This is a genomic window from Paenibacillus sp. J22R98, assembly GCF_059383835.1.
Window position 1 is genome coordinate 325,826 of record NZ_JBXENW010000009.1, and the last position, 26,576, is coordinate 352,401.

The following is a 26,576-nucleotide window of genomic DNA, read 5'->3' on the forward strand; positions in this document are numbered from 1 at the left end:
TTTCGTTTCTGATCGACCGTACATTCAAGGTGAGGGAGAGGATCTCTAATGGCCATTGTACTGAAAGCAAAGGAAGCAGCGGAGCTCGTGTATGCGGAAATAACGGCCCGCGTAGAGGAATGGAAGAAGAATGGAAAACAGCCGTCTCTGGCGACACTACTAGTTGAGGGTGACCCTGCCTCCGCCTACTATGCCCGTTCCAAGCAAAAGATTGCCGAGAAGCTAGGCATCTCGTTCCAGCTCCATACTTTTGCGAATGATGTCTCTGAAGAGGAATTGAAGCGTGTTATCACCGCGCTTAATGAGGATGAAGACGTTTATGGCATCATGCTTGAGCTGCCATTACCCGCGCATCTATCGGCACCTGCAGTGGAAGCCTGCATCGCCCCTGCCAAAGATATCGACGGCGTCACTCCCTCCAATAAACTGGCGGTTTACACCGGCAATGACACAGGGCTATATCCCGCAACGCCGCAAGCCTGCATCGGGTTACTCAAGCATTACGGCTACAAATTAGAAGGACGTAACGTGACTTTAGTAGGCAGAGGACAGACAGTCGGACTTCCGCTGTTTCATCTCCTTCAGCGCGAGCACGCTACCGTGACCGTATGCCATTCCAGAACGCATGATCTGTCCGCTCATCTGGAACATGCGGAAATCGCCATCGTAGCGGTTGGCAAACCGAATACGATTACGAAGGAAATGGTACATTCCGGCTTAACCGTCATCGACGCGGGCATTAACGAGCTGGCAGATGGCTCGATCACCGGAGATGCCTCCTCGGATCTAATCAATGTGGCGGCGGCTGTCTCGCCGGTTCCGGGGGGAGTCGGTACGTTGACGACCGCAATCTTATTTCGCAATCTGATGAAATCGATCGATATCCAAATGTCGCAGAAGGGAGATGTGAGGTCGCGATGACAACTGTTACGTGGGATGATTCTATTCGTCGTTTCTTAGAGAAGGCAGCTAGTGCCGACCCGACACCGGGCGGCGGAAGTGCCGCCGCTCTTGCCGCAGCGCTCGGCACGGCCATGACCGCCATGGCCGCCCATCTCTCGCAAGGCGAGAAGTACGCCGATGCTCAGCTTCAAGTTAACGCTGCATTGAACGAGATGCAGCGCCTTTCTATCGCGTGCGAATCATTGCTCGCCGATGACATTTCGGCTTTTGACGGTTATATGCATGCACTGAAGCTGCCCAAACAGAATGAGTCTGAGAAGGCTGTTCGCCAAGAGGCGCTGCATAATGCGACCATTGCCGCCATTGAAGCTCCGCTTCGGCTGATGGAGGTATGCAGAGCGGCGCTGCAGTCGATGCTGAGCATCGCTTCCTGCACGAATGCGCATGTCATCTCTGACCTCGGTATCGGCGCTTTGCTCCTTGAAGCTGCTGCGCAATCTGCGCTCTTAACGGTGGAGATCAATCTAGCCTCACTAAAGGATGAGGGAATTACAGCTCATTATGCGGCGAAACGCACCGCTCTAATCGCTGAAATCGAACAACTCAAAAACCGGACATTAGCTGTCGTTCGCGACAGAATCTAATGTCCGGCTCCTTATCCCTTTATAGCTTCACGCCGCTCTCTGCACCCTTACGCTGAAGCGAACTCCTTCCGCCGTATTGGCGATGCTATATTCCGCGCCGTGAGCATCAAGTACTTTACTAACGATATAGAGACCAAGTCCGCTGCCGCCGGTTGAGCGGCTGCGCGACTGCTCCGCCCGGTAGAACGGCTCGAACAATCGAGGCAGCTTCGATTCCTCCACCTGCACGCCGGTATTCAGCACTTCCAGCCTATACCACGAACGATGATCGCGTCGCTCATTGGCAGCAGGCTCTTCCTCCGATAATCGAATAACAACCCGCTCCGCATCGCCGGAATATTGAACGGCATTCGTAATGATGTTCGCTACCGCCTTCGACATGAGCCGTTCATCGGCGGTGATCATCGCTTCCTCCGGAAGCTCGACCTCCAGCTTCATATGTTTGACATCTGCTAAATAGCTCATATTGTTCATCGATTCCCGCACCAATTCCGTCAGATCCACCTTGCACATCAGCGGTCGAAAATCCCGGCTCTCCAGCTTCGACAGCTCCAGGATTTCATGCACAAGCTTATCCATATCCTGCATGATCGTATACGATTGGCGCAAATATCTGTCCCGATCGCGATAGGAGCCTACATTGGCGATCATCGCTTCCAACTGACCGCCGACCGCCGTAATCGGTGTCTTGAGCTCATGGGAAATCGTCGCCACGAACTCCCGTCGCTTCGCTTCCTGCTCACGTTCCTGCTCAATATCGCTCTTAAGCTGCGCATTCGCATCCTGCAGCTCACCCATCGTCAGCTGCAAATTGACCGCCAATTTGCTGAGACTAAACGACAGCTCACCAAGCTCGTCCTTCGTGTTCAGCGCAGGCTTCGTTACGGAGAAATCCAGCTTAGCGAGCCGCCTTGCCACTTGATTAAGCGATAGAAGCGGGCGCGCGATTAATCGCGAATAGATGAGCGCACCGCAGACCGCTATCAATAGAATCGGGATCAGCATATAAGGCAAGAACAACAAGATCACTTCTGCTGCTTCCCCAATCGGTTGCAGCGGAGCGTCTACATAAAGCGTGTACGTATCATTGCTCTCGGCGAACCGAATGGACTTCTCTACGCTAAGAATATGGACCGGACCCTTGCCGTCATTGCCGCCGATAGGCCCTTTAAAGTCTCGGCTATCCGTCACCCGGCCTGCTTCAATCTGCTTACGCATATTCAAGTAGTTCGCATTTCTGGACAGCCAGCTGTTCATCCCGCGAAAATTCGGAGGGATATAATAACCCTGCCCGTCCTTATCGCGAATCATGATCGCTGCATTATGGCTCTGTCCAAATTCAGCCATCAATGGAATTGCCGTTTCGGCACTTTTCCCATCGATCGTCTTAACCAGCTCACTGACTCCATTCTCAAGCCGGGATTGCTTGATGTTCTTGTAATAACCCGGCAGCATGAAGTAGAGGGTCAAATAGATGAGTAGAGCGGATACGACAAGCAGCGCCGCCGTAACCATGAAGATCTTAAACCGTATTCCCTTGCGCCGGATCATCCTTCCACCAACGCCAGCTCAGATTCCAGCGAGTAGCCGACCCCTTTTACCGTACGAATGACGGAGATCCCCAGCTTCTTGCGGATATTCTTAATATGAGCATCCACGATACGGGAATCGCCGTAGTAGTCGTAGCCCCATACTTTGTCCAGCAGCATGTCGCGTGTCATAATCCGTCCGGCGTTATGTACGAGCGTATGCAGGATATCGAATTCCTTCGTCGTCGTATCAATAAGCTTACCATCGACGTAGATTTTGTAAGCATCGGCATCCAGACGCAGCCTGCCATCGAACAGCTGCTCTCCGGACAGCCCGCTGCGCGTGCGCCGAAGGACCGCTTCTACCCGCTTCATCAACACGTGAAAAGAGAACGGCTTCGTCACATAATCATCCGCTTCCTCCTCGAACGCGCGCAGCTGATCCTTCTCCTCGCTCAGTGCCGTCAGTACGATAACCGGCGTATCGGAACGCTCGCGAATGCGGCGGCATATCTCGTAGCCGTGCATGGAAGGCAGCATCAAATCTAATATAACGAGGTCATACGACGATTGCTGAAATTTCTCCCAGCCTTCCAATCCGTCCCCCGCTACATCAACCTCATATTGTTGTGCCCTTAGAAACTCAGCAATGAGCTCTTGTATATAATAATCGTCCTCGATCACCAATATTGCGGCAGGCATCGTCCAATCCCCCATCCCACTCAGCATGTTATCTCCAGCATAACCGACGAAGATGAAAACAGTATGAATCGTTTCTGAAAAAATACTGAAAAACTTGCTCCTCCCGATCTGCGTGCAAACAAAAAACCACCAGTAACCTACTGATGGTTTAGTTAAGCGCATATATAATTGATGGCCTTCATTAATGCTCCGAGTGCTGGCGAGCCAGCTTCTCCTGCGCCATGCGCACAAGCTCTTTGACCATCGCGCCGCCGATCTGGCCGCCGATTTGACCTGCTGACTCCGTCGACAATTCGCCGTTGTATCCATGCTCCAGCGGAATGCCGAGCGACTTGGCTACTTCATATTTGACATCATCCGGCCTGCTCGGATTTACGACAAATCCTTCCCGGCGCATCACTTCCGCTTTAAATGCACTCATTTGCGCATCAGCGCCCGGTACGAGATGTTTTCTTCGACTTCTTCTTGCCATTCTTCTGCCGCCTCCTTAGGGGTGAGTCGTATAACTTACCGTTCCCTAAGGTTCCTGCCTCTATTCAAACCAACCCTTGAGCTTAAACCATGCAAACATGCCGATGCCCAGCAGCACCATAAACGCAAGCACCATATAATAACCCGCATGCCATCCGAGCTCCGGCATATTGGAGAAATTCATGCCATAAATGCCGGCAATAAAAGTCAGCGGCATGAAGATCACCGTAATGACCGTCAATGTTTTCATAATGGCGTTCATTCGATTGGCGTTGAGCGACATATAGTGGTCCCGGAGATCCGAGGTCATATCGCGATTCGAATCGACCATCTCCGACAGCTTCAGCAGATGATCGTAGATATCGGTGAAGAACATATGATAATGCTTTAAAGCCTCGATCTTCTGGCTATTCAGGATACGATACAGCAGGTCCCGCATAGGGACAATTGTTTTGCGCAGCCGCAGCAGCTTGTTTCGAATTTTGAACACATGGCTGAGGTCCGTCCGAAATCCATCGGATTCGTCCGTTTCAAATTCCAGCAGCTGATCCTCGATTGCCTGCAGCGCCGGAAAATATTGATCCACCAGCTCATCGATTACCATATAGGCGGCATGCAGATTGCCATGCGCTTCCGTATGCGGTTTACGGATGATTTTCTCCCAAGCACGGTCGACCTCATGGAGCGGCAATTGATGGTAGGTTACCAAGAAATTCGGACCGATGAACAGATCCACTTCTGATGCCTCCAGCGTCTGCTCGTGAATCGCGTGAAGCACGAAGAAATGGACATCCTCGTAATGGTCCATTTTGGGACGCTGTAAGTAAAGTAAGCAATCCTCGATCGCGAGCGGGTGGAAATGAAAATAATCATCCAGCAGCTTCGCTTCTTCTCCTGTCGGTTCGCAGAAATCGACCCAGTACCATTTTAGATGAGCGATGGTGTTCAAGTCTTCCAGCTTGTTCAACCGCTTAATATGGTGATCATTCGTAAGGGCAAGAATTCGAATCATGGTTCATGAGGCTCCGTCCGTATTTTTGTCCTAATTGTAGCATTAACGATACTTAAACTTGAAGCTCACAACGCCGCTGTTATCCATCGTGTAGGAATAGGATGCGATAATTTCACTATAATTCTTCAGCAGTGCTTCCCAGCCGCCTGTCCCTTGTTCATCCTTATACGTACGTTTAATGGTAATGGAAGCTGCACGCGCTTCGATTGCCGTGCTAATTCTCGCTTCGAACTCCGCTTGATTGTTCACGGTGAGGCCGTTCATCACATAATAGTTGAACGTATTCGCCGCAGCTTCCGGAAGTGTGTCCTTCCATGCATGATCTTCGCGAAGCGTTGCATCTGTCACATTAAAATACCCATAGTTCAATCTCCCCGCCACATCCGGAACAGGATCGTCCCACGTCACATCGAGATTGTAATACGCCCCGTCAATCTTCACTTTGTTCCATGCATGGCTGCCGCCGTTCGCTGTACCGATCACGATGTGGGATTCAATGCCCGCCATACTAAGCAGCAGATCAGCCGTACCGGCATAGCCCTGGCAGACGGCGACGCCATTCATCAGCACGCCATACACAGAGTACGATTCCGCCGGGACGGTATCGTTCACGTAATTCTCATAATCATAAGCGGTATGCTGCAAAATATAGTCATGAATCGCGAGCTCGCGTTCATATTCGGTCATTCCCGGTCGGATGATCTCCGCCAGCACCGCCCTTGCCCGTGCGTCGATTTCCGCCATCTGCTCGTTCCGAATGACAACGGGAAGCGCTTGTTTGGCCGCCTCCAGCAGATCTTCCTCATCATTCACAAAATAAGTACCGAACCGCGAGAAAATCCGGTACACCAGCACGATTGCCTGCTCCCGCGTCGTCGTCACGCGCGGCTGAAACCGCAGCTGATTGCCGCTCACATTGCCTTTCATGATGCCGTTGCCGGCCAGCATGCCGATCGCATCGCGCGACCACTGGGCGAGCTGCTTGTCATCCGCGAATTTCGGCGGCGTTTCTTTCCCCTCTTGGAGCTTCGTTAGGAAGCCGGCTTTGTCCAGCGTGTTATAGAGCATAAGCGCGAGCTGCTCGCGAGTCACATTTGCTTTAGGCGAGAAAGTATTGGGGCTCGTTCCTTTAATGATGCCCAGCTCATAGGCTTGTCCAATGCGAGAGTTGGTCGTATCCCGAAACGGATTCTGCTTCGGGTCCGCCGGTTTCGTGCCGGTCAGCACTTCATAGAGCTGAACGGCCATTTCGCAAAACTCCTGCCGCGTCAGTGCCAATCGATAGCTATTCGTTAATCCATATGGGATGAGTCCGCTCGTAATCGCGTCTTGGATTTCTTGCTTCGCCCACTCGCTTGGTGACCCGGTAACTGCTGCTGCTGCTGCATTCGCTTGTTTCGGCGCCGTTCCCAGCTGATTTGCTGTCATGCCGATGGCAGCGACGATGAGTGCGACTTTGATCCACTTCTTCGTTCTCATGCTTCTCGTGATCCCCCTGCTACTCGCAAATCTATCAATTTCGATCTTTTTAGCTTAGCACAAAATATGTCTATCATTTACAATTATTTGGATATTGGACGTTTTTACTATATTTATAACCTTCGAGGGAGAGTTGCGAAACTGGGAGGGGGCGTCTGAGAGTTCTGGTGTGGGACTCTCAAGTGGGCGGGGCGGGCGCTTTCCCGTGTTTGGAGGTGCTGAGAGTTCGATTTTGGGATTCTCAGCTGCTTTTTCGCGCAGATTTGATGCTGAGAGTTCGATTTTTGAACTCTCAGGGAGCGGGGCGGGCGCTTTCCCGCGTTGGGGGATGCTGAGAGTTCCATTTTGGGACTCTCAGCTTCTTTTTCATGCGGTTTTGTTGCTGAGAGTTTGATTTAGGGACTCTCAGTGGGCGGGGCGGGCGTTTTCCCGCGTTTGGTGAGAGTCGGCTTTTCCGTCTCTCAGGCACTGTCGGAGGCACTTTCCCGCACTTTGGAGAGCTGAGAGTCGGTTTTTCCGTCTCTCAGCTTCTTTTTTACGCGGTTCTGCCGCTGAGAGTCGCATTTCCCGACTCTCAGGCTTTGGTGCAGGCACTCCCCCAACTTTGGGGTGCTGAGAGTTGATTTTCCCAACTCGCAGCTACGCGGATATTCCGCTTATCGAGCCAGTTATAAAGTCGAAATGAGCTCATCCGGCGATTTCCCCCGACTTTAAGCGGATATGCCGCTTAAAGCATCAAAACTAGCTAGTTGGAGGCAGCTTTAGCGGATATTCCGCTTATCGAGCCAGTTAGGAGGTCGAATTGAGCTCATCCGGCGATTTCCCCGACTTTAAGCGGATATGCCGCTTAAAGCATAAAAACTAGCTAGTTGGAGGCAGCTTTAGCGGATATTCCGCTAATCGTGCTGGTTCGAGGTCGAATTGAGCTCATCCGGCGATTTCCCCCGACTTTAAGCGGATATTCCACTTAAAACTTAAAACTAGCTAGTTGGAGGCAGCTTTAGCGGATATTCCGCTAATCGTGCTGGTTCGGGGTCGAATTGAGCTCATCCGGCGATATCCCCCACTTTAAGCGGATATGCCGCTTTGAAGCATAAAAAACTAGCTAGTTGAAGGCACTGAAACGGATAATTCGCTTATCATCGTCCCAACCCTAGAAAACCTCCTTCCGATAAGGGGGGGAAGGGGGTTTCAATCAAATTACTCTGTTACTGTGATCTCACCTTGCATACTAGGGGTGAGTGGAGTGATTCCATGCCGACGGATTTACCCCATCCCTCTCATTTAGTATCACCTCCACACAAGAAAGGAAGCACTTCAGCTCCCTTTCCTAGTACACCTATTAGTGCCCCATACCTTCATGCCTCACATGCTTTTTGCACCAGCAGCCATCCCCTACATGCCTTCCATACCTTCCATACCGCCTTGACTAGCAGCAACCGCCGGTTTTCCCAATGGACGCTGAAGCTGTATATCCTCGATTCCAGTTACTCGTTCAAATAAATCGTTGCCCGGTTCTGCAGCTTCTTGGCTGCATCCTCTGCGGATTGGCGTCCTTCCAAGAATTCCTCTGCCTCTTCCTTCACCATTGTCAAAAGGGGACCATCTACCTCGACGAACCGCTTGATCCGAGGAATTGTGTTTACAATTGTCTTGATATCCTCATCCGTAATCGCAGGAGGCGTGATTTCGCCATCCGGGCCGGCAAGCTTGATATTACCGCTCTCGAACATTTTCTTCGACTCTTCGACCTGCTTAGCCGTCATATCCTTACGCACCGAGAAACCCATCATGCCCGGCGTTCCCTGCATCTCAGCAGAGAGCAAGTATTTCATGAATTCCCACGCCTCCCGCTTCGCGCCTGACTTCGCGTTCAGTCCAAGCATCAGCTCGCTTCCGTACGTCATCCCCTTAGCTTCGCCGCCTGAAGGCGTTTGGAACACGTCGCCTTTCCCTTGGAACATCATCTCCGGGAGCATGATCATGTCCATGGGCATCATAAGATCCATGTGGCCAAACATTTGTTGACCCGGCCCCGGTCTTCCCTCGCTAACCAAACCATCTTCATACAAGCCTTTCAAATTCTCCAGCAGCGCTTCAAAATCCCCCGTATCAAACGCAGCCTTCTTCCCTGCCGCATCGACAAAATGTTCATAGCTCGACTCTACCATCAGCTTGAGCAGCTGCTCTTTCGGCATACCTGACAAAGTGTAGCGGTCCGGCTTGCCGTCGCCGTCCTCATCTTTGGCAAGCTTATGGGCGATGTCTATGAACTCCTTCCATGTCCACTTGCTGTCATCGAATTTTATGCCGGCCGCAGTAAGCTCACCCGCATTGCCCAACATCACATCGAGCGAAAATTTCACCGGTAAAGCAGCCTGCTTCCCGCCGATTGTGACCGCGTCCATCAGCCCTTCATAATAATCCTGGCTGTTATACGCCTTATCTTCCTTCATCAGTAGACGCAGATCCGCGAGCAGCCCTTTCTCTGCATATTTGTTGAAAGGCAGATCCTGTACCGCGATAAGGTCTGCGCCTTTGCCTGACATAAGCTCCGTATTAATGGTGCTAACGAATTTCTCCTTATCCGCCGAATCCTCCTCTGCCCCCATCTTCTTCGTGACCATTCCACCCGTATCCGGTGTGGCGACCAACGCGTTCACCTGGATATCGATATCCGGGTGCGCCTTCTCAAACTGCTTCTCCGCCGTTTGGAGAAATCGGTCATTCTCCAGGACAGACACCTTTACGATGGTCTTGCCATCTTTGGTTTTGGCAGCGGTAGGCTGATTCGTCTCGCCATTCCCGCTGTCGCCGCTCGAACACGCTGCAAGTGCCGTCACCATTAAGAGACTGACACAGCCGGTTTGGATCGTTCTTAGCTTCTTCGTCGACCTCATTGTTAACACTCCTAAAGATTAATAGTATTAGTGCACGCGAACGCGCTGGCCCTCATTAAGCGGCTCGCTCGTTTCTTCTACGACTTGCTCCTCCGGCCCCAAGCCGTCCGTAATCTCGGTATTCGTTTCATCCGAGTCCCCGATGGTGACCGCAGCTTTCTCCGCCGTGTACACACTCCCAAGCGGCCCTTTCTTCTCCTTCACGATCCATACAAAATAACCGTCGCTTCCTCGCTGCACCGTATCGGTCGCAAGGATTATACCGCCAATCCGGCCGGTCTTCTTCACCGATAGCTTCACTTGCGTGCCCAGCTGCAGCTCCTGCCCGGTAAGCTTAATCGTGATCTCTTTACGTTCCTCCGAGTCGCTTGCGCTGCCGGGTGAACTGCCGCTATCGACGTCTTCAACAGCCTCAACCGTCCCTTTCACCACGCTCCGCTTCTCACCGATATAGGCGGATAAGGACACCGTTTCCCCAATCCGCAGCTTATCGGCATCGTCGGCAGCGTCCGTGAACTTAAATAACAGCCCGCTGCTCACATCAGCAAGAACCGCGACAGCCTGTCCCCGCGATGAAGGCAGCCCTTCCGTTGCCTGCAGCTTCGTAATGATCCCGCTGAACGGCGCCAGAACGTCACCTGCTTTCTTTAGCGAATCACGCATTGTTTCCAGCTTGCGCCGCTGGATGTCCAGATCATATTCCGCAATTTGCAGGTCACGCTTCAGATCGCGAACCCCTGCTTCATTGTCTTGCCGCAGCGCGTCGATGATCTGCTCTTTCTGTTTCTCCATGCGCAGCCTCGCCTGGGCATACCGCGTTTCTTCATCCTCCAGATTGCGCTTGGCCTCCGTCGTATCGTAAGCAATCAGCCGCTGTCCTTTCTTCACGGCATCTCCTTCTTCAACAAGAATCTCGGTCACATTGCCGTCGCCCTCGGCGAAGAGCTCCTCGCTCTTCTCCGCTTCCAGCTCACCTTCGCCGGATATGGTACGTTCCAGTTGACCGAAAGTCGGCTCGATCACGGCCACCTTCGGCAGCGCAAGCCCGGCAATCGTATTGGAGAAGAACGTAAGCAGGGCCAGTCCGCCGAAGAAGAGAAGCAGCACGATTCCCATCAGCCTTTTGCGCTGCTTCAAACGGTTATCGTCCAGCATCGTGGACATCCTCTTCACTCCTACAAGTTTGTATTATGAATAATCGTGCCGTTAGCCCTTCAGCCCGGAGAGCTGGATACCGGCAATCAGATCGTTCTCGCCATAGAGAAAAATAAACAGCATAGGCGCCATATAGAGCGTGGAAGCGGCAAACGCAATGCCCTGCTCCCCCTCCCGAACCCGGGACAGATACACCGAAAGCGGCTGTTTAACCGCATCGGTCAGCATAATGAGCGGCTGCTCGACCATGTTCCAATTGTCGATGAAGAGCAGAATAACCAGCGCCGCAAGCCCGGGTCTGCACATCGGCAGCACGATGCGGAAGAACAGCTGCGCATGGCCCGCACCGTCCATTTTGCCTGCTTCCACATAAGCGGTCGGAATTTGCAGCATAAATTGCCTGAGCAGAAATACGCCAAACGCCGCGAATATACCGGGCCAAATAATAGCGCCAAAGCTTCCCAGCAACCCAAGCCGGTCTGCAACGATATAATTCGGCACGAGCGTCACTTGAAACGGCATGAGCATCGTAATGAGATAGAGGAAGAACAGCTTGTCCCGTCCCGCGAACTGCAGCTTGCCAAGCGCATAAGCCGCCAGTGCCGCAACGATGGTCTGCCCCGCAATAATCGGTACAGTCATCACGACCGCATTCCAGAACATGGACAGAAACTGCGGCTTTCGGAAGAGAGCTTCCTTGTACTGCTCGATCGTCACCCGGTCCGGAATCAGCTTGAGCACAGCGAATTGATCCGCCTTCGAACCCGACGAGCCTGATTCGCTGTCCGCGCTTGGCAGCAGAATGCCGTAAACGCCGGTGATTTCATCCTCCGACATGAAGGAGCTGCTGATCGTAAACACAAGCGGGAACAGCATGCATGCGGCTATCAGGGCGAGTGCGAGCGTTAGTATAATTTTGGCGAGGACACGCGGTTGTTTCCTCATTCCATCCGCCTCCTCATCGCCCGCTCCAGCCGGAATATAACCGCCACAAACACCGTGATCGCAAGTGCCATCATGTAAGCAGCCGAAGTCAGCTTCTGGTAATCCAGCGATAAGAACATGTTGTTCATGTAATGCTGCAGCATGTAGATGCTGTCATTCGGATATTCTCCTGCAATCAGATACGTCTCGCGGAACACTTTGAACGAGCCGATGACCGACATGATGAAGACGAAGAATGCCGTCGGCGTTAAGTATACAAGCGTAATATTGCGCAGCTTCCACCACCGTCCCGCGCCTTCCACCGATGCGGCTTCGTAGAAATCCTCGGGAATGTTTTGCAAACCAGCTAGGTAAAGTACCATGTTGTACCCCGTGTTCTTCCACAGATAAACCAGCAATACAACGGCTCTCGCAGTTCCCGAGCCCATCCAGTCCTTCGTGGCCAGCCCATGATCGTGCAAATACGCATTCAGGAATCCGTTACTGTCGAACAGAATTTGCCAAAGCATGACGATGGACGCGACCGGAACGACAAGCGGCATCACATAGAACGTCCGCAGCCAGTTTCGGGCATACGCGTCTCGCATGAGCAGCAGCGCCAATAGAAGCGACAACACCATCAGCAGCGGAACGCTCACGGCCGTGAATAACGCGGTATTGGACGCCGCCTTGCGGAACGAACTGCTCTCCAGCAGCTCCGCATAATTGGAGAGGCCGACGAAGCTGCCGTTCACCGGACTGTCTACCAGCGAATAGTAGCATCCTGCCGCGAACGGAATCAGGAAGAATAGCCCGAAGCCGATCAGGCTCGGCGCGAGGAACACGACCGCCGCGCTGCTGTCTCGCTGCAGCAAGCGATTGAATTTCATAACAACCTCCTATACGATAGTGGGAGCGAATGCAATTGATTAAGGCGAGCAGAAAATCGATTTCGGGATCCTTTTCTGCTCGTTTTAAGATAAAGAACGGCGGGAACCGTTTCTTCACACTTGTAACTGTAAAAGCGCGATGTGACAGCTGTGTGACAATGAAGGAGGAAACGGTATTGTGAGCGGAAATGTACTATTGGTCGAGGACGAGCCCCTTATGAGGCAGCTCATTGTCGATTATTTGCATGGGGAAAACATTACGGTTATCGAGGCAGCCAATGGCGAGGAAGCGCTGCTTCGGTTCGCCGCGGAGCCGGTCTCTCTCGTCATCTTGGATATTATGATGCCGAAGCTGGACGGCTACAGCGTCTGCCGCTCCATTCGAGAACGGTCGAATGTGATGATTGTGATGCTGACGGCGCGGTCAGCCGAAGACGACAAGCTTCTTGGCTACGATCTTGGCGCGGATGATTACATGACGAAGCCGTTCAGCCCGAAGGAACTGACCGCGAAGGTCAAAGCGCTGCTGAAACGGGCTGAACTCTTAGCCGCGGCTTCTGTATCGGGGGCCGGGGATGGGATCGATGCCGATCTGATTACGCTGGATGGGCTGACAATCAAAGAGGCTTCGCACGAAGTGAAGGTTGATGGCGAAGAGCTTACGCTCTCGCCGAAGGAATACGATCTATTGCTATATATGTATCGCAACCGTAACATCGTACTCACGCGGGATATGCTGCTTAATTATGTATGGGGCTTCGATTATTTTGGCGATGCGCGCACCGTCGACACCCATATTAAGCGTCTGCGGCAGAAGCTCGGCAGCAAGGCGGAGCTGATCTGTACCGTGCGCGGCAACGGCTATCAGTTCAAGGTGAAACGATGAAGCGCGGGCGGAGTGTTGCGTTTAAGCTGTTTACCGTCACGACGATTGTGTTTATCGCGTTCATCACGCTCATTATGGTGCTGCAGCTCTTCTTCTTCGAGAGCTATTACGAGCGGCAGAAAATGAAGGCGATTAAGCGTGAATTCACGGAACTGAGGGACAAGTATGTCGTGGTGGGAGATAAGCCGCCCACTGGAACCGGCGCGGACAATCCGGGGGCGAATAGAGCGGTGCCGGGGCCTGAATCGGAGACTGGCTCCGCGTCAGATTCAACGTCAATGACAGCCCCGGCCGAAGGCGGTAATGGAGCGACTTTCGAGAAGTTCATTGGGGATTTCCGGATGCCGTTACCGGCAGGAATTTCGGGAGAAATGACCTCCGGGGGGACCGGATTGCCGTTGTATTTCTCCCCCTTCGAGAACCGCTACTTCGCGTTGACGGCAAAGTTTGAGTTTGACGACGAGGGCATCAAGGCGATTGCAATCGGTGCCGGCCAGCAGCAAAGACGATTATTTATTAGCATTGATCAGCTAAACGGCGACGTGATGCGGATGATTCAAAATCCGGTTTCGCAAGAGCACGTAGACAATTTGATGACTGGCGTCGTCCAATGGCTGCAAGATCCGGACAAAGTGAGCCAAGTGTTCGACAGAGGCGAAACCGTCGTTTATCGCAGTCAAGGATTTGGCCCGATGAACATCGGCAATAACCAGCTCATTGCAGCAGCTGCACTGCCACCGGTTGACGGCGCTCGCCAAGTGCTGTTTGCGGTCTCTTCGCTGCAGCCGGTTAGCGATGCCGGGGCGGTTATCAAAGAATTTTATCTGTATTTCTACGGGCTCGCCATCGTGCTCATCCTGCTGCTGTCCTTCCTCTACTCCGGCATGATTACGAAGCCCCTTCGCAAGCTGAATCAGGTTGCGCTTCGACTCTCGAAGCTGGATTTCTCAGTGAAAAGCAGCATCAAACGCAATGATGAGATCGGCAGCCTGTCGCAGACGTTTGATTTTCTCTCGGATAATTTGCAGCATGCACTCGGTGAGCTCCAAGCAGCGAATGTTCAGCTCAAGGAAGAGTTCGAGAAGGAAAAGCAGCTGGAAGCAATGCGGCGCGAATTCGTTGCAGGTGTTTCCCACGAGCTCAAGACGCCGATCAGCCTCATCAGCGGTTACGCTGAGGGCTTGCGCGATGGGATCGGTGGCGCCGAGAAACGCGAGCAGTATCTCGGCGTCATTATGGACGAGACCAGCCGGATGTCCGGTCTCGTCAACGATATGCTGGATTTGGCGCAGCTGGAATCCGGTAAGTACCGGCTCGTAAGCGGCAGCTTCGAACTGCGAGCATGCGCGAATGCGTTCCTTCAGCGACACGCGGAGCCGCTCGAACGCAAGGCGATCGCGTTGAACGCGCTGCTGCCGGAGGAGCCGGCTGAGCTGCCGGCCTACGGGGATCGGTTCAGACTGGAGCAGGTGCTGGCAAACCTCATGAGCAACGCTATCCGCCACACCGTGCAAGGCGGTACGATCGAGCTGCGAATTGTCGAGGAGCCGGATCGCTGGCTGCTCTCGCTCTGGAATGAAGGCGAAGCGATACCGGAAGCCGAGCTAAAGCGCATATGGGAGCAATTTTACCGCACCGATCACTCGCGCAGCCGCGAGCTGGGCGGAACCGGCATCGGGCTTGCCATCGTGAAGCATATTTTGCTGCTGCACGGCAGCACGTTCGGCGTGCGCAACCATGACAGCGGCGTGGAATTCTACTTCACCGTGGCAAAGACGGAGGATGACACAGGCGAGGCCTAGAAAGACCAGAGTAACGATTCACAGTTGATTTTGCTGAGGGGTTGTTTCTGTCATCGTTAAGATGATGGAGGCAGCCTTTTTTCTATTGGAGGCCTCTCGCAGAGTGGTATTGGATACCTCTCTTAGACGTGCAATGGGGGTTATTGGACAATGTGAGGTACTAGGTACCGCTCAGCGCAAAACTAGATCCACCCATTCTTCTCCGCAATCCCAATCGCATCGATGCGGTTCTTCGCCTCCAGCTTCTGAATCGCTTCGGACAAATAGTTGCGAACCGTGCCTGCGGAGAGGAACAGCTGCCCCGCGATGTCGCCGGCGGTCAGCCCCGCTGCCGCAAGACGCAGCACCTCCTGCTCCCGTTCCGTGAGCGGATTCTCCGTCTCCCAGAACGAAAGCGCAAGCTCCGGACTAACCGCGCGGCCGCCTTGCGACACGGTGCGAAGCGCTGCGCCAAGCTCGTCGATCGGGGAATCCTTGAGCAGAAACCCGCGCGCCCCCGCCTTCATCGCCCGCTGGAAATACCCCGAGCGGGAGAAGGTAGTCAGGATGACCACCCGGCACGGATGGCCCAGCTCCTTCAGCTTCTCCGCTACATCAAGGCCGCTCATCTCCGGCATCTCAATGTCCATGACGCATAGGTCGGGAGACAGCTCGCGGATCATATCCAGCGCTTGTTTGCCGTTCTCCGCCTGACCGATGACCTCGAAGTCATCCTCCAAATCCAGCAATGCACTCAGCGCACCGCGAAGCATTCCTTGGTCTTCAGCCACTACGATCTTCACCGCTTATCTTCCTCCTTCTTTCGCCCGTGACTTCTCCACCAGCGGAACCGTAAATGTCAGCGTCGTGCCTCTCCCGACCGATTCTAAGGCAAGATCGCCATCGATTAGTTTTAGACGCTCCCGCATCCCTCTCAAACCATTCCCGCCAACGCCGCCACCCATTTCAAGCGGACGCGGGCCTGCAGCTTCACTGCTTCTGCTAACTCCGATTCCATCATCCGCGACAATCAGCCTCAGCTTGCCCGGCTCCCATTCCAGCCGAACGGTACAAACCCGTGCACGACTGTGCTTAACGATGTTGGTCACCGACTCCCGCAGGCACATGCCCAGAATGTTATCGAGCAGCGGCGAAGGCAGCTCCCGATCAAAGTCACTCCCGCCTCGCTCCATCACGATACCCGCAGCGGCCAGGATCCGTTTCGCCTCATCGACCTCGTCACGCAGCTTCACGGCGTTCATCCCCGACACCAGCTCTCTCACCTGACGAAGCGCCGCGCGCGAGGTCGCCTGAATATCCCGCACCTCCTGCACCGCCCGCTCAGGCTGCTTAAGGATCAACTTCTCTGCGAGCTCACTCTTCAGCGTAATCAGCGAAAGGGTATGCCCTAGCGTATCATGCAAGTCCCGCGAAATACGCTGCCGTTCCTCATTCTTGGACAGCCGCGAGATTTCTTCGTTCGCAAGGTTCAGCTTCTTCCGCAGCTCCTTCGACCTCCGGCCAAACACCAAAGCGAATGGAATCACGAGAATCACGATCATCGCCGGAAGAAACTGCAGCAGAGCATCGGTGTCGTTATACAGCTTCCAGTACCACATCGTAGAGGCAAACAAGGCTAGAAGCCCGCCAATCGCAACGGCCAGCTGCTTGCGGCTTGTCAGCATGCCGATCACCGGTGCTGGATAGAACGCCATGTATAGCGAGCCTTCATCGCTGAAACAGAACAGACCTACGATAAAGAGCATCCCTAATATGCACAAGAGACGCCCCCGCTCGTAACAGTAGCTGTAGATGTAAATAGCAATAAATATAACAACGACCGTCAATCCCAGCGCGACCTTGGCCGGCGACTGATTGAATAAATGGAATAGCGGAAACACAAGATAAACTAACCATATCATAGCAAACAAGACAGGCGGACCTGCTTGGGGCCGCCTCATCAATTTGGACATGCAGTTACACCGCTTCCTGCTTTTTCATTATCCACGATGATATCACCATCAGAACGACTACGTAAATCGCCAGAATGCCGATTCCCGTCCAATCCAAGCCTTGGCCGCCGATAATGTTCCAAGCCCCTTGCCCGAGCCGGTAGGTTGGCGTAACTTCAGCTACCTTCTGCATCGTGGAGGACATCGTTTCAAACGGCATCCACAGACCGCCAACTACGGATAAACCCATATAAGCAACCGTGCTCAACACCTGTACGGCATCCGGATTGCGCATCGTGCCAAACAACGTGCCAAGCGTCATGAACGACAGCCCGCCAAGCCAAATCCATGCACCGCTGGCGATCCAGGTCGCAGCAGGCAGGTCGATTCCCTTAGCAACCCCGCCAATCAAGAACATCATAACAACGATGAAGAGATTAATAATGGCTTGCGATGCGATTTTCGAAACGATATAGGCCCACGACGGGAGCGGCGTAATGCGCAGCATGCGAATCCATCCCTGCGAGCGTTCACGCGCCAGGCGGATGCTGTAGGTCGAGAAGCTGGCCCCGATAATGCCGTAACAGGTCATCGACATGAGGTAATAAGCGGACCAGTCCACGCCTCCGACAACTTTATTGTCGCCAACGATGTTGGAGAACAGGAAGTAGAAGATAATCGGCATGACGATGGAGAAAATAAAAAATCGTTTGTTGCGGACCGTACGCAGCAGCTCCGCCTTACACTGGGCGAAGGTTGCCTTAACCATAATTCCATTCATTGTTATTCACTCCCACTAGTTTATCCTGATTGCTCAGGCGTTATTTGGTTATTTCGACTGACTGCTGCACGAGCGCTTGGAACGCATCCTCGAGCCCGCCGCTTTGAATTTCGATGTCGCGCATATCAAAACGTTTCTCAACCAACGCTATAATCAGCCGGTCCGTGTCGGAGCTGTACAGCTTCACTTTGCGACCGCTCCACTCCACATCCGTTACATCCGGAAGCGCAAGCAACGCTTCGGTTGTGACACTGTCACCTGCGATGAACGAAATCACGCGACCTGTCGTCTCGGCTTTAATCTCGCTTGGCGTTCCATCGGCGATCAGCTTACCGTTATTAATCACGATAATGCGGTCGGCAACGCTGTCGGCTTCGTCCAGATAATGCGTCGTCAATACAATGGTCTTTCCCTTCCCTGCCATCGCTTTGACCGTATCCCAGAACAGCTGGCGCGAAGTGACATCCATCCCTACCGTCGGTTCATCGAGAAAAATAACATCCGGATCGCCGGCAAGCGCAAGCGCAAATCCAAGCCTTCTTTGCTGCCCGCCTGACAATGCGGTTGCAAACTTGTTTTTCTCTTCTTGCAGGTTGGATACCTTCAATAAGTAATCGAGCGGCAGCGGCTTCTTATAATAGCTGCGGAACAATTCAATGCTCTCGCCCACCTTTAGCCCATCGATCACGCTGACATCCTGCAGCATGGCACCAATTCGGTCCCGCACTTGCTGATCGCGGGGATCGCCGCCAAGCAGCTTCACCGTGCCTTTCGTCGGCTTGTGCATGCCAAGTATCATCGATACGGTTGTTGTTTTGCCCGCGCCGTTCGGACCGAGCAATGCCACGACGGTTCCCTCCGCGATAGATAACGTCAAATCGCTCACGGCCGTTTTGTCTTTGTACACCTTACTTACACCGGTTAGCTGTATTGCAGCTTTCATGATCGTTCACTCCTCATATCGCTTTCTCTGATGTCTTTAGTTTAACTAATCGGGTGCATCTCCGACATACATGAATGTAATCTGTTTCGCATGACAAATGTCATATCGCTGCAGTTTCCAAAGAAAAGAAATGAATGGGACTTGATTTCCATTTGGGTTGTGTGTATAATCAGGAGTTGTATCAAGTGTAACCTCTGGTTTTTTCCTCGTATTCGTTGTGATTACCCTTCAAATCACCACACATTCAAATTCCTTTTATTCACGGCTGCTTTAAGGAACACGGATTCACACTGGCGCGGTCGAGGAACCGCAAGGACGTTAGAGAGGTTAGGGCTTTCGTTGCTTTCGTGCAAGTTTTTTAATTGAAAGTAGGAAGACATTAGCGGTTACGCTTATCATATTTTGCGGCGCAAGTTACGACGCCTGCACATAGTGAAATACACAGAAGGAACGAATGACGCCGCATTCGGCGCGTTGTACGTCTCTTCAACCAAAAAGACCCTCGCTTCTATAATGAAGCGGGGGTCGTCCAATTTCTAAGGCTATTTTAACGAATCGGGACCGGGTTCCCTTTCCTCTCCAAGCTAATCCACACAAGCCCCGCAACCATAAACACCGTACCGCCAAGCTGCAAGCCGCTAATTTGCTCACTGAAGAAGAAATAACCTGCCGCAACCGCCGACGCCGGCACGACATAACGGAAGAAATTCGCACGTGTTGCGCCGATCTTGAACATGCTTGCATTCCACACAACGAACGAGAATACCGTACAAATCAGTACATTATATGCAATTGCTACATACGAGCTTGACGTTAACGAGCTCCAATCCACCTTGCCCCACGAGCCTAGCGTGAACGGGAACATGAACAGCATACCGAAGGTGATGTACCAGGTGCTGACGCGCAGCGCCGAATACGTCTTCATCAGCGGCATACATGCGAGGTTAAACAATGCACCGATGACGCTTACGCCAAGTGCCAGCATATTGCCGACCATTTTATCCGAGGAGAGGTCGAAGCCCTCCGAGCCGCCCAGAATAACTAAGCAAACCCCCGCCATAGCCGCCACACCGCCAACAATCAAACGAGCCGACATCCGCTCCCGCATAAACAACGGTCCAAGCAACGCTGCAAAAATCGGCCATGGTGCCACATTCAGCAGCGATGCGTTAGCGAGCGTGGTTAATTTGATCGAGTACATAACCGCAATCTCCAGTGCGGTCACGCCGACCAAGCCGATTGCTGCCAGCTGTAAAGCCACCTTGATTGGGACTCGAACACTGCCTTCCTTGAGGTAGAGCAACAGAAAGAAGAACGGCATGGAGATGGAGAAACGCAGAAAGGCGAAGAGAATCGGATCAAAGGTCTCCATCGCTTTGCGCGATACGCCAAAATTGGCCCCCCAAATCGCCGCAACGAGCACCAAGCCGAGGTAATACATCCATTTACGATCTTGCTTCATTCGTTTGCCTACGCCCCATTCCCGTAAGTTTCCATTGCCAACAGTTTGACGGATTTATGATTGAAATACAACAACAAAAAATCGGCGCTCCGCGTTCGGAGCACCGATTAGAATACCTCTATCCTTTAATAAAACGGCTTCAACACCATGAAAATAAAGAGCAGCGTCCCCATCGCCGTAGCCCCGTAATAGAGCTTATTGGCTTGGTTCAGCAAACGAACCTGGTCGTCCGGAACCGCTTGATCTGCGCTTAGCGACTTCGAATTCTCGATCTCCACTCCGAGCTTCTTCGTCACCGGTGCGGCAAAGCCGATCACCAGCACTTGAATCGCGATATAGAGCACAAGCGAGCCTAGAATCCAGAAGCTGACGAACTCCCAACCATCCGCAAAAACGAGAATAAGACCGGTAATGACGGCGAGCGAGCCGCCAATCTTCGGAAACAGCTCTAGTTTGCTGCCGAGCTTAAAAGCGGAGCGCAGCTCACCGACACTGTCTTTCTTACCGAATAAAGTGTGGATGAAGAACGTTGGGCCTACCCCAATGATGGCTGACATGACGTGGATGAGTACAAGCCATTTCATTTTTTAACTCACCTCTCGCAATATTATTTGGTAAACCTGACCTATGTATGGAACAAGATGTATATTAACACGCATGCACTTACAGCTATCTTACGTGCGACTTACACTAAATAATTCCAATTTACTGACTGCCTTTGTCAGTCATGTAACGTATACTGGAGAGACTTTGACAAAGCATAGTAGATAGCAACGGGGAGGTAGATCCATTGAGTAAGCTCGACTTAACGAAAACAGACAAACCCTATTACGGCGCACGTAAGAAACCCGAACTGATTACATTGCCGGACCTGCACTACTTGCGAATGACCGGTTCCGGCTCTCCTGAGAGTGAAGCTTTTAAAGAAGCGATCGAAGCGATGTATACAGCGGCGTACAGCATTAAAGCGCTGTGCAAGCAAGCGGAACAGGACTTTACAGTCGCTAAGCTGGAGGGACAATGGTGGGTGGAGGACATGAGTCTGGATCCGCTCGAAACGCCGCGCGAGCAGTGGCAGTGGACGCTCCTTATCCGCCAGCCGGATTATGTAACGGCAGCCATTGCCGAAGAAGGACTGCAGACCGCGATGAAGAAGAAGCCGCATATGCCGGTGGGCAGCATCAGCTTCGGTACGCTCTCGGAAGGAACATGCGTGCAAATGCTGCATGTCGGGCCGTTCAGCACAGAGCCGGAAACACTTGCGATTATGTATGCATACATAGAGCAGCAAGGACTTGCGATCAGCGGGAAGCATCATGAAATTTACTTATCTGACTTCCGGAAGACGGCGGAGGCGTCGCTACGGACGATTTTGCGATATCCGGTTTCTAAATAAAGAAAAAAAACGTTCCCTAGCCGTGATGTACGGTGAAGGAACGTTTTATTATAGTGCTGCATTCGTATTCGTTTAGGAAACCTTCATAATGCTGCTTAAGGGTAAATCACTGCTTGATCCCAAATTGCGAGCGGCAATTTGGAACAGCATATCCTGCGCCATCGCCTCCAGCGTGTAGCGCGGCTTGAAGCCCCACTCGTTCTCCGCCGCAGACGTATCAAGGGAGTTCGGCCAGCTCTGGGCGATTCCCTCTCTGACGGGATCAATTTGATACGAAAGCTTGAATGACGGCAGTTGTTTCCTGATTTCGGCAGCCAGCAGCTCCGGATCTATACTCATCGCAGAAACATTATAGGCGTTACGGTGGATCAGCTTGGCGGAATCGGCCTCCATCAGTTGGATGATCGAGTCGATGGCATCAGGCATGTACATCATGTCCATGAATGTTCCTTTATCAATATAAGAGCTGTATTCGCCGCAGCGGATCGCTTCGAAGAACATCGCTACCGCGTAGTCGGTCGTCCCGCCGCCCGGCGGCGTCAGGTATGAGATCAGGCCAGGGAATCGCAATCCGCGCGTATCCACGCCGAATTTGCGATAATAATAGTCGCACAGCAGCTCGCCGGCTACCTTGTTAATGCCATACATGGTGATCGGTCGCTGTATGGTCACTTGCGGTGTGAGATCTTTCGGCGAATCCGGTCCAAACACACCGATCGAGCTTGGCGTGAAGAACTGGCATTTCAGCTCCCTAGCTACCTCAAGCGCATTCAAGAGTCCGCCCATGTTCAGCTCCCAGGCAAACAGCGGGTTTGCTTCAGCCGTTGCCGACAGAAGCGCGGCGAGGTGGATCACGGTGTCTACGTTATATTTTCGTGCTATATCGTAAAAGGCTTGGCGATTGTTCACATCGAGCAGTTCGAAAGGCCCCGCTGCCGATGCCGTGGTCGCACTGCTTGGTTTAATATCGGTCGCGATGACTTGATCTTCTCCATAACGGGCGCGCAGCGCGGCGACAAGCTCACTGCCGATTTGGCCCGATGAACCGGTTACTAGTATCCTCTTCATATCCGTTTCGCCTCCGAATCCTAAAGTGAGCTATACCTACACGCCGATTTGTTTCTTTACCTGCTCATAGATCGCAAGCGCCTGATCGAGCATTTCGGTCGTATGTGCTGCCGTTGGCATGTTGCGTACTCGGCCCGCGCCTTTCGGAACGGTCGGGAACACGATCGCTTTGGCATATACGCCGGCTTCAAACAGCGCTTTGCTGAACTGCTGGGTTTTCACTTCGTCTCCAATGATACAAGGAATGATCGGAGTTTCGGTGTGCCCGGTATCGAAGCCGAGCTTCTGCAGGCCATTGCGGAAGTACGCGGCATTGCTCCACAGCTTCTCCTGCAATTCTGCGCTGTCTGATAAAATATCCAGCGCGGCGCTGCATGCAGCAGCAATTGCAGGCGGTGTTGCGGTTGAGAACAGGAACGGACGGCTTCTTACTTTCAGCCACTCGATCAGCTCGCGTTTGCCGGCCACGTATCCGCCAACGACACCGATCGCTTTGGACAACGTACCGATTTGGAAATCAACCCGATCGGACAAACCGAAATGTTTTACCGTGCCTGCCCCTTTGCCAAGTACGCCTGAACCATGCGCATCATCGACATAGGTAATGAGGTCATAGCGTTCTGCAATGTCCACGATTTCCGGAAGCTTCGCAATGTCTCCATCCATCGAGAATACGCCGTCCGTGATGACCATGATTTTGTTATATTGACCGGATTCCCGAGCTTCCTTCGCCTGTTTCTCCAGATCTTCCATATCGGAGTGTTTATATCGAATGACCTTTGCCTTGGTCAACCGGCAGCCATCAATAATAGAAGCATGGTTGAGCTCATCAGAAAGAATCGCATCCCCCGCCTCCATGACGGCTGAAATCGCTGCCATATTACAGTTGAATCCGGATTGGTACGCTATAGCGGCCTCCGTTTGCTTGAAACGCGCTAGTTTCGTCTCTAATTCTTCATGAATCTCCATCGTTCCGTTGATCGTACGCACGGCACCGGCGCCTACGCCGTATTTGCGAAGGGCAATTTCTGCCGCTTGAATGAGCCTTTCATCGCCTGCCAGCCCTAAGTAGTTGTTGGAGGAAAGATTGATCAGTTCCCGGTTGTTAATATGAATAAGCGGACCATTGCCGCCTTGTAGGACGTTAATCTCGTTAAATAAGCCGTTCTTCTTCATTTCTTCCAAGTTACGCTGCAAATAAACGGTCAATGATGAACTTGACATAGTCGGCATCCCCATCTCAATTGGTTTAAGCATCCATTTGTTTATATTATACATATGTATGTTATGACGCACAATAGTTTTGTATGCTATAGCGCACAGAACGTTTTCGACTTTTAAGCACGATTGGGCTACAATAGGCTAAATAGGAGAGCGAAGCAGGAGGCTTTTTATGGAACAGATTCATATCAAACTGGGGCGGAATTTGAAATTGATCCGTCAAACGAGAGGGCTCAGCCTGGACAAGGTTGCCGAGCTGACCGGCGTCAGCAAAGCGATGCTCGGTCAGATTGAACGCGGGGAGACGAGCCCGACCATCTCGATTATTTGGAAGATTGCCAATGGACTTCGGCTTTCTTTTACGACATTAATTGAGGAGCCTCCTTCTGAGGTTGCGGTCATTACAAAAGAAGACTTGGACCCGCTGCTCGAAGCAGACGGACACTATCGCGTCTATCCGATGTTTCCGTTCGAGCCGACGAAGAAATTCGAGGTCTACTCCGTCGAAATGGATGCCGGCTGCACGCATGAATCCGAGGCGCACAGCCCCGGCGTGGAAGAATATATTCTCGTCTCTACCGGGACGCTGATCATCGAGATTCAAAACACTTCCTACACAGTAGGCGCGGGCAGCGCTGTTCGCTACGCGGCGGATCAGCCGCATTTGTACCACAACCCCGGTGAAGAAATCGTGCGTTATGATGCAATCATTTACTATCCTTAATTAAAGATCCTGATGAGGACGTTGAAGAAGAAAGGACGATTAACGCTATGAATCATCGTATTGAGCAGTTGGTTACTTATATGGAGCAGCATGCGATTGACGCCGTACTTATCACCATGCCGAAGCATGTGTATTATTTGACCGGTTTTGCAACCGACCCGCATGAGCGGTTCCTCGGGCTGTTGATTCCTCGGCAGGCTGAGCCGCTGCTGATCGTGCCGGCACTTGATCTTGAAGCAGCGCAGGCCGCATCGACTGTGACAAACATCCATACGCATACAGACACCGACAATCCATATGAGGTGTTAACTAAGCTTATGCCCGCAGGCGTCCAGTCGCTTGGGCTCGAGAAGGACTATATGACGGTCAGCCGTTTCGAGGCGATCAGCCGCGCGGTTGGCGCAAGCGTGTATGCGGATATCGACGCGCCGCTTCGCGAAATGCGCGTTATTAAAACGCCGGATGAGGTCGTGCGCATGAAGCATGCCGTCCGCATTATCGAGGACGTGCTGCGCGCCGGTATCGCGCAAGTGAAGCCGGGCGTTAGCGAAATCGAGCTCGTGGCCGAGCTTGAGTATCAGATGAAGAAGCTCGGCGCGAGCGGTCCTTCCTTCGCCACGATGGTGCTGGCCGGCGAGAATTCCGCGCTGCCGCACGGTGTACCCGGCTCGCGCGCGGTGCGCGAGGGCGAGCTGTTGTTGTTTGATCTTGGCGTCTATGCGGATGGGTATGCCTCGGATATTACGCGGACGTTCGCGGTTGGCGATATCTCGGAGGAGCAAACGAAGATCTATAACACAGTGCTGGCGGCGAACCTGCATGGGATCGAAGCCACGCGCCCGGGTGCTACGCTGGCGAGTCTTGACCGCGCGGCCCGCGAGCACATTGAGTCGGCCGGCTACGGGCCGTACTTCATGCACCGGCTAGGCCATGGGCTTGGGATGGACGTGCACGAGTATCCATCCGTGCATGGGCAGAACCAAGACGTGCTGCGCAGCGGCATGGTCTTCACGATCGAACCGGGCATCTACGTGCCCGGCGTCGGCGGCGTCCGCATCGAGGACGACGTCCTCGTGACCGATGGCGGCGCCCTGGTGCTGACGACGTTCCCGAAGGAACTTACGGTGATTGGGTAGGATTAGTTGGTTTAGGGCTGAGAGTTGGATTTTCCGACTCTCAGTCTTTTTTGTGGTGGTTCTGGTGCTGAGAGACGGGTTTTCCTACTCTCAGCTTCCCTTGAGGGGTTAGATTGGTTAGTTTTAGCGGATATTCCGCTTACACATCTCTTTCGCGACTCGTTTGACACCTATAAGCGGAATATCCGCTTACAGCCCTCGCGGCGAGCCTATTTCCTGCTATTTCAGCGGCATCAGTATGCGTTTAGCAATTATTCCGCTTACGCATCTCTTTCGCGCCTCGTTCGGCACCTATAAGCGGAATATCCGCTTACAGCCCTCGCGGCGAGCCTATTTCCTGCTATTTCAGCGGCATCAGTATGCGTTTAGCGGATATTCCGCTTATGCATCTCTTTCGCGCCTCATTTGACACCTATAAGCGGAATATCCGCTTACAGCCCTCGCGGCGAGCCCATTTCCTGCTATTTCGGCGGCATCGGCATGCGTTTAGCGGATATTCCGCTTATGCATCTCTTTCGCGCCTCGTTCGGCACCTATAAGCGGAATATCCGCTTACAGCCCTCGCGGCGAGCCTATTTCCTGCTATTTCAGCGGCATCAGTATGCGTTTAGCGGATA

Annotated in this window: 24 protein-coding genes; 7 read left to right on the forward strand and 17 right to left on the reverse strand. The window is 52.8% G+C overall.

All coding sequences use genetic code 11. The features are described from left to right. Positions 1 to 48 precede the first annotated feature (48 nt). Positions 49 to 921, forward strand: coding sequence for a bifunctional 5,10-methylenetetrahydrofolate dehydrogenase/5,10-methenyltetrahydrofolate cyclohydrolase (locus AC50Y3_RS23895; RefSeq protein WP_494821221.1), 873 nt, complete (start codon positions 49 to 51; stop codon positions 919 to 921). Further along, on the forward strand, positions 918 to 1,547 hold the full coding sequence (locus AC50Y3_RS23900) for a cyclodeaminase/cyclohydrolase family protein (protein WP_494821222.1): 630 nt from the start codon (positions 918 to 920) through the stop codon (positions 1,545 to 1,547). The genes AC50Y3_RS23895 and AC50Y3_RS23900 overlap by 4 nt, the downstream gene beginning before the upstream one ends. A 27-nt stretch (positions 1,548 to 1,574) precedes the next feature. Here AC50Y3_RS23900 and AC50Y3_RS23905 read toward each other — a convergent pair whose 3' ends face one another. The 9 genes from AC50Y3_RS23905 to AC50Y3_RS23945 all read right to left on the reverse strand — a co-directional run bounded on the left by AC50Y3_RS23905 (position 1,575) and on the right by AC50Y3_RS23945 (position 12,609). Then, entirely contained in the window at positions 1,575 to 3,098 is a 1,524-nt protein-coding gene (locus AC50Y3_RS23905; protein WP_494821223.1) for a sensor histidine kinase, read from the reverse strand. After that, positions 3,095 to 3,778 carry a response regulator transcription factor gene (locus tag AC50Y3_RS23910; protein ID WP_494821255.1) on the reverse strand — a complete coding sequence of 228 codons (684 nt, stop codon included), beginning with the start codon at positions 3,776 to 3,778 and terminating at the stop codon, positions 3,095 to 3,097. The genes AC50Y3_RS23905 and AC50Y3_RS23910 overlap by 4 nt, the downstream gene beginning before the upstream one ends. A 181-nt stretch (positions 3,779 to 3,959) precedes the next feature. After that, the gene (locus AC50Y3_RS23915; RefSeq protein ID WP_494821224.1) at positions 3,960 to 4,250 is read right to left on the reverse strand and encodes a small, acid-soluble spore protein, alpha/beta type; all 291 of its coding nucleotides are present in this window, start codon (positions 4,248 to 4,250) and stop codon (positions 3,960 to 3,962) included. A gap of 60 nt (positions 4,251 to 4,310) precedes the next feature. Further along, positions 4,311 to 5,261: a magnesium/cobalt transporter CorA gene (gene corA / locus AC50Y3_RS23920; protein WP_494821225.1), complete on the reverse strand. Its 951-nt coding sequence runs from the start codon at positions 5,259 to 5,261 to the stop codon at positions 4,311 to 4,313. 42 nt (positions 5,262 to 5,303) lie between these two features. Then, positions 5,304 to 6,740: an S-layer homology domain-containing protein gene (locus AC50Y3_RS23925; protein ID WP_494821226.1), complete on the reverse strand. Its 1,437-nt coding sequence runs from the start codon at positions 6,738 to 6,740 to the stop codon at positions 5,304 to 5,306. Positions 6,741 to 8,227: 1,487 nt separating this feature from the next. After that, the gene (locus tag AC50Y3_RS23930) at positions 8,228 to 9,640 is read right to left on the reverse strand and encodes an ABC transporter substrate-binding protein (RefSeq protein WP_494821227.1); all 1,413 of its coding nucleotides are present in this window, start codon (positions 9,638 to 9,640) and stop codon (positions 8,228 to 8,230) included. Between the two features lie 27 nt (positions 9,641 to 9,667). After that, positions 9,668 to 10,804 (reverse strand): efflux RND transporter periplasmic adaptor subunit, encoded by a 1,137-nt coding sequence (locus tag AC50Y3_RS23935; protein ID WP_494821228.1) that lies wholly within the window; start codon positions 10,802 to 10,804, stop codon positions 9,668 to 9,670. Between the two features lie 42 nt (positions 10,805 to 10,846). After that, on the reverse strand, positions 10,847 to 11,740 hold the full coding sequence (locus AC50Y3_RS23940; RefSeq protein ID WP_494821229.1) for a carbohydrate ABC transporter permease: 894 nt from the start codon (positions 11,738 to 11,740) through the stop codon (positions 10,847 to 10,849). After that, positions 11,737 to 12,609 (reverse strand): carbohydrate ABC transporter permease, encoded by an 873-nt coding sequence (locus AC50Y3_RS23945; protein WP_494821230.1) that lies wholly within the window; start codon positions 12,607 to 12,609, stop codon positions 11,737 to 11,739. Before AC50Y3_RS23945 ends, AC50Y3_RS23940 begins: the two co-directional genes overlap by 4 nt. A 178-nt stretch (positions 12,610 to 12,787) precedes the next feature. Between AC50Y3_RS23945 and AC50Y3_RS23950 the strand changes: the two genes are divergently transcribed. Then, a complete protein-coding gene (locus AC50Y3_RS23950; protein WP_494821231.1) occupies positions 12,788 to 13,495 on the forward strand; it encodes a response regulator transcription factor in 708 nt (235 codons plus the stop codon). Then, complete coding sequence (locus tag AC50Y3_RS23955; RefSeq protein ID WP_494821232.1) at positions 13,492 to 15,297, forward strand: sensor histidine kinase; 1,806 nt, start codon at positions 13,492 to 13,494, stop codon at positions 15,295 to 15,297. Before AC50Y3_RS23950 ends, AC50Y3_RS23955 begins: the two co-directional genes overlap by 4 nt. Before the next feature lie 182 nt (positions 15,298 to 15,479). Here AC50Y3_RS23955 and AC50Y3_RS23960 read toward each other — a convergent pair whose 3' ends face one another. The 6 genes from AC50Y3_RS23960 to AC50Y3_RS23985 all read right to left on the reverse strand — a co-directional run bounded on the left by AC50Y3_RS23960 (position 15,480) and on the right by AC50Y3_RS23985 (position 20,998). Then, positions 15,480 to 16,079, reverse strand: coding sequence for a response regulator transcription factor (locus AC50Y3_RS23960; RefSeq protein ID WP_494821233.1), 600 nt, complete (start codon positions 16,077 to 16,079; stop codon positions 15,480 to 15,482). 3 nt (positions 16,080 to 16,082) lie between these two features. Next, positions 16,083 to 17,249: an ATP-binding protein gene (locus AC50Y3_RS23965; protein WP_494821234.1), complete on the reverse strand. Its 1,167-nt coding sequence runs from the start codon at positions 17,247 to 17,249 to the stop codon at positions 16,083 to 16,085. Between the two features lie 4 nt (positions 17,250 to 17,253). Further along, on the reverse strand, positions 17,254 to 18,009 hold the full coding sequence (locus AC50Y3_RS23970) for an ABC transporter permease (RefSeq protein ID WP_494821235.1): 756 nt from the start codon (positions 18,007 to 18,009) through the stop codon (positions 17,254 to 17,256). 40 nt (positions 18,010 to 18,049) lie between these two features. Then, entirely contained in the window at positions 18,050 to 18,952 is a 903-nt protein-coding gene (locus AC50Y3_RS23975) for an ABC transporter ATP-binding protein (protein WP_494821236.1), read from the reverse strand. Between the two features lie 547 nt (positions 18,953 to 19,499). Next, positions 19,500 to 20,414 carry a DMT family transporter gene (locus AC50Y3_RS23980; protein ID WP_494821237.1) on the reverse strand — a complete coding sequence of 305 codons (915 nt, stop codon included), beginning with the start codon at positions 20,412 to 20,414 and terminating at the stop codon, positions 19,500 to 19,502. Between the two features lie 125 nt (positions 20,415 to 20,539). Beyond that, positions 20,540 to 20,998: a DUF2269 family protein gene (locus AC50Y3_RS23985; RefSeq protein ID WP_494821238.1), complete on the reverse strand. Its 459-nt coding sequence runs from the start codon at positions 20,996 to 20,998 to the stop codon at positions 20,540 to 20,542. Between the two features lie 206 nt (positions 20,999 to 21,204). Here AC50Y3_RS23985 and AC50Y3_RS23990 point away from each other — a divergent pair, with 206 nt between their 5' ends. Continuing rightward, positions 21,205 to 21,810 carry a GyrI-like domain-containing protein gene (locus AC50Y3_RS23990; RefSeq protein WP_494821239.1) on the forward strand — a complete coding sequence of 202 codons (606 nt, stop codon included), beginning with the start codon at positions 21,205 to 21,207 and terminating at the stop codon, positions 21,808 to 21,810. Positions 21,811 to 21,882: 72 nt separating this feature from the next. On the opposite strand, the gene AC50Y3_RS23995 is transcribed toward AC50Y3_RS23990, so the two are convergent. Further along, a complete protein-coding gene (locus AC50Y3_RS23995; RefSeq protein WP_494821240.1) occupies positions 21,883 to 22,878 on the reverse strand; it encodes an NAD-dependent epimerase/dehydratase family protein in 996 nt (331 codons plus the stop codon). A 36-nt stretch (positions 22,879 to 22,914) separates the two neighbouring features. Next, a complete protein-coding gene (locus AC50Y3_RS24000) occupies positions 22,915 to 24,102 on the reverse strand; it encodes a glycine C-acetyltransferase (protein ID WP_494821241.1) in 1,188 nt (395 codons plus the stop codon). Positions 24,103 to 24,271: 169 nt separating this feature from the next. On the opposite strand from AC50Y3_RS24000, the gene AC50Y3_RS24005 reads away from it, so the two are divergent. Further along, complete coding sequence (locus AC50Y3_RS24005; RefSeq protein WP_494821242.1) at positions 24,272 to 24,823, forward strand: helix-turn-helix domain-containing protein; 552 nt, start codon at positions 24,272 to 24,274, stop codon at positions 24,821 to 24,823. Positions 24,824 to 24,870: 47 nt separating this feature from the next. Beyond that, on the forward strand, positions 24,871 to 25,959 hold the full coding sequence (locus AC50Y3_RS24010; protein WP_494821243.1) for a M24 family metallopeptidase: 1,089 nt from the start codon (positions 24,871 to 24,873) through the stop codon (positions 25,957 to 25,959). Positions 25,960 to 26,576: the final 617 nt, after the last annotated feature.

Bases quoted from the DNA above. Each gene is read 5' to 3' on its own strand.
- AC50Y3_RS23940 (WP_494821229.1), bottom strand. From the start codon at position 11,740: ATGAGGAAACAACCGCGTGTCCTCGCCAAAATTATACTAACGCTCGCA.
- AC50Y3_RS23900 (WP_494821222.1), top strand. From the start codon at position 918: ATGACAACTGTTACGTGGGATGATTCTATTCGTCGTTTCTTAGAGAAG.
- AC50Y3_RS23965 (WP_494821234.1), bottom strand. From the start codon at position 17,249: ATGTCCAAATTGATGAGGCGGCCCCAAGCAGGTCCGCCTGTCTTGTTT.
- AC50Y3_RS23970 (WP_494821235.1), bottom strand. From the start codon at position 18,009: ATGAATGGAATTATGGTTAAGGCAACCTTCGCCCAGTGTAAGGCGGAG.
- AC50Y3_RS23905 (WP_494821223.1), bottom strand. From the start codon at position 3,098: ATGATCCGGCGCAAGGGAATACGGTTTAAGATCTTCATGGTTACGGCG.
- AC50Y3_RS23915 (WP_494821224.1), bottom strand. From the start codon at position 4,250: ATGGCAAGAAGAAGTCGAAGAAAACATCTCGTACCGGGCGCTGATGCG.
- AC50Y3_RS23925 (WP_494821226.1), bottom strand. From the start codon at position 6,740: ATGAGAACGAAGAAGTGGATCAAAGTCGCACTCATCGTCGCTGCCATC.
- AC50Y3_RS24000 (WP_494821241.1), bottom strand. From the start codon at position 24,102: ATGTCAAGTTCATCATTGACCGTTTATTTGCAGCGTAACTTGGAAGAA.
- AC50Y3_RS23935 (WP_494821228.1), bottom strand. From the start codon at position 10,804: ATGTCCACGATGCTGGACGATAACCGTTTGAAGCAGCGCAAAAGGCTG.
- corA (WP_494821225.1), bottom strand. From the start codon at position 5,261: ATGATTCGAATTCTTGCCCTTACGAATGATCACCATATTAAGCGGTTG.
- AC50Y3_RS23985 (WP_494821238.1), bottom strand. From the start codon at position 20,998: ATGAAATGGCTTGTACTCATCCACGTCATGTCAGCCATCATTGGGGTA.
- AC50Y3_RS23980 (WP_494821237.1), bottom strand. From the start codon at position 20,414: ATGAAGCAAGATCGTAAATGGATGTATTACCTCGGCTTGGTGCTCGTT.
- AC50Y3_RS23955 (WP_494821232.1), top strand. From the start codon at position 13,492: ATGAAGCGCGGGCGGAGTGTTGCGTTTAAGCTGTTTACCGTCACGACG.
- AC50Y3_RS23895 (WP_494821221.1), top strand. From the start codon at position 49: ATGGCCATTGTACTGAAAGCAAAGGAAGCAGCGGAGCTCGTGTATGCG.
- AC50Y3_RS24010 (WP_494821243.1), top strand. From the start codon at position 24,871: ATGAATCATCGTATTGAGCAGTTGGTTACTTATATGGAGCAGCATGCG.
- AC50Y3_RS23995 (WP_494821240.1), bottom strand. From the start codon at position 22,878: ATGAAGAGGATACTAGTAACCGGTTCATCGGGCCAAATCGGCAGTGAG.
- AC50Y3_RS23910 (WP_494821255.1), bottom strand. From the start codon at position 3,778: ATGCCTGCCGCAATATTGGTGATCGAGGACGATTATTATATACAAGAG.
- AC50Y3_RS23945 (WP_494821230.1), bottom strand. From the start codon at position 12,609: ATGAAATTCAATCGCTTGCTGCAGCGAGACAGCAGCGCGGCGGTCGTG.
- AC50Y3_RS23975 (WP_494821236.1), bottom strand. From the start codon at position 18,952: ATGAAAGCTGCAATACAGCTAACCGGTGTAAGTAAGGTGTACAAAGAC.
- AC50Y3_RS23930 (WP_494821227.1), bottom strand. From the start codon at position 9,640: ATGAGGTCGACGAAGAAGCTAAGAACGATCCAAACCGGCTGTGTCAGT.
- AC50Y3_RS24005 (WP_494821242.1), top strand. From the start codon at position 24,272: ATGGAACAGATTCATATCAAACTGGGGCGGAATTTGAAATTGATCCGT.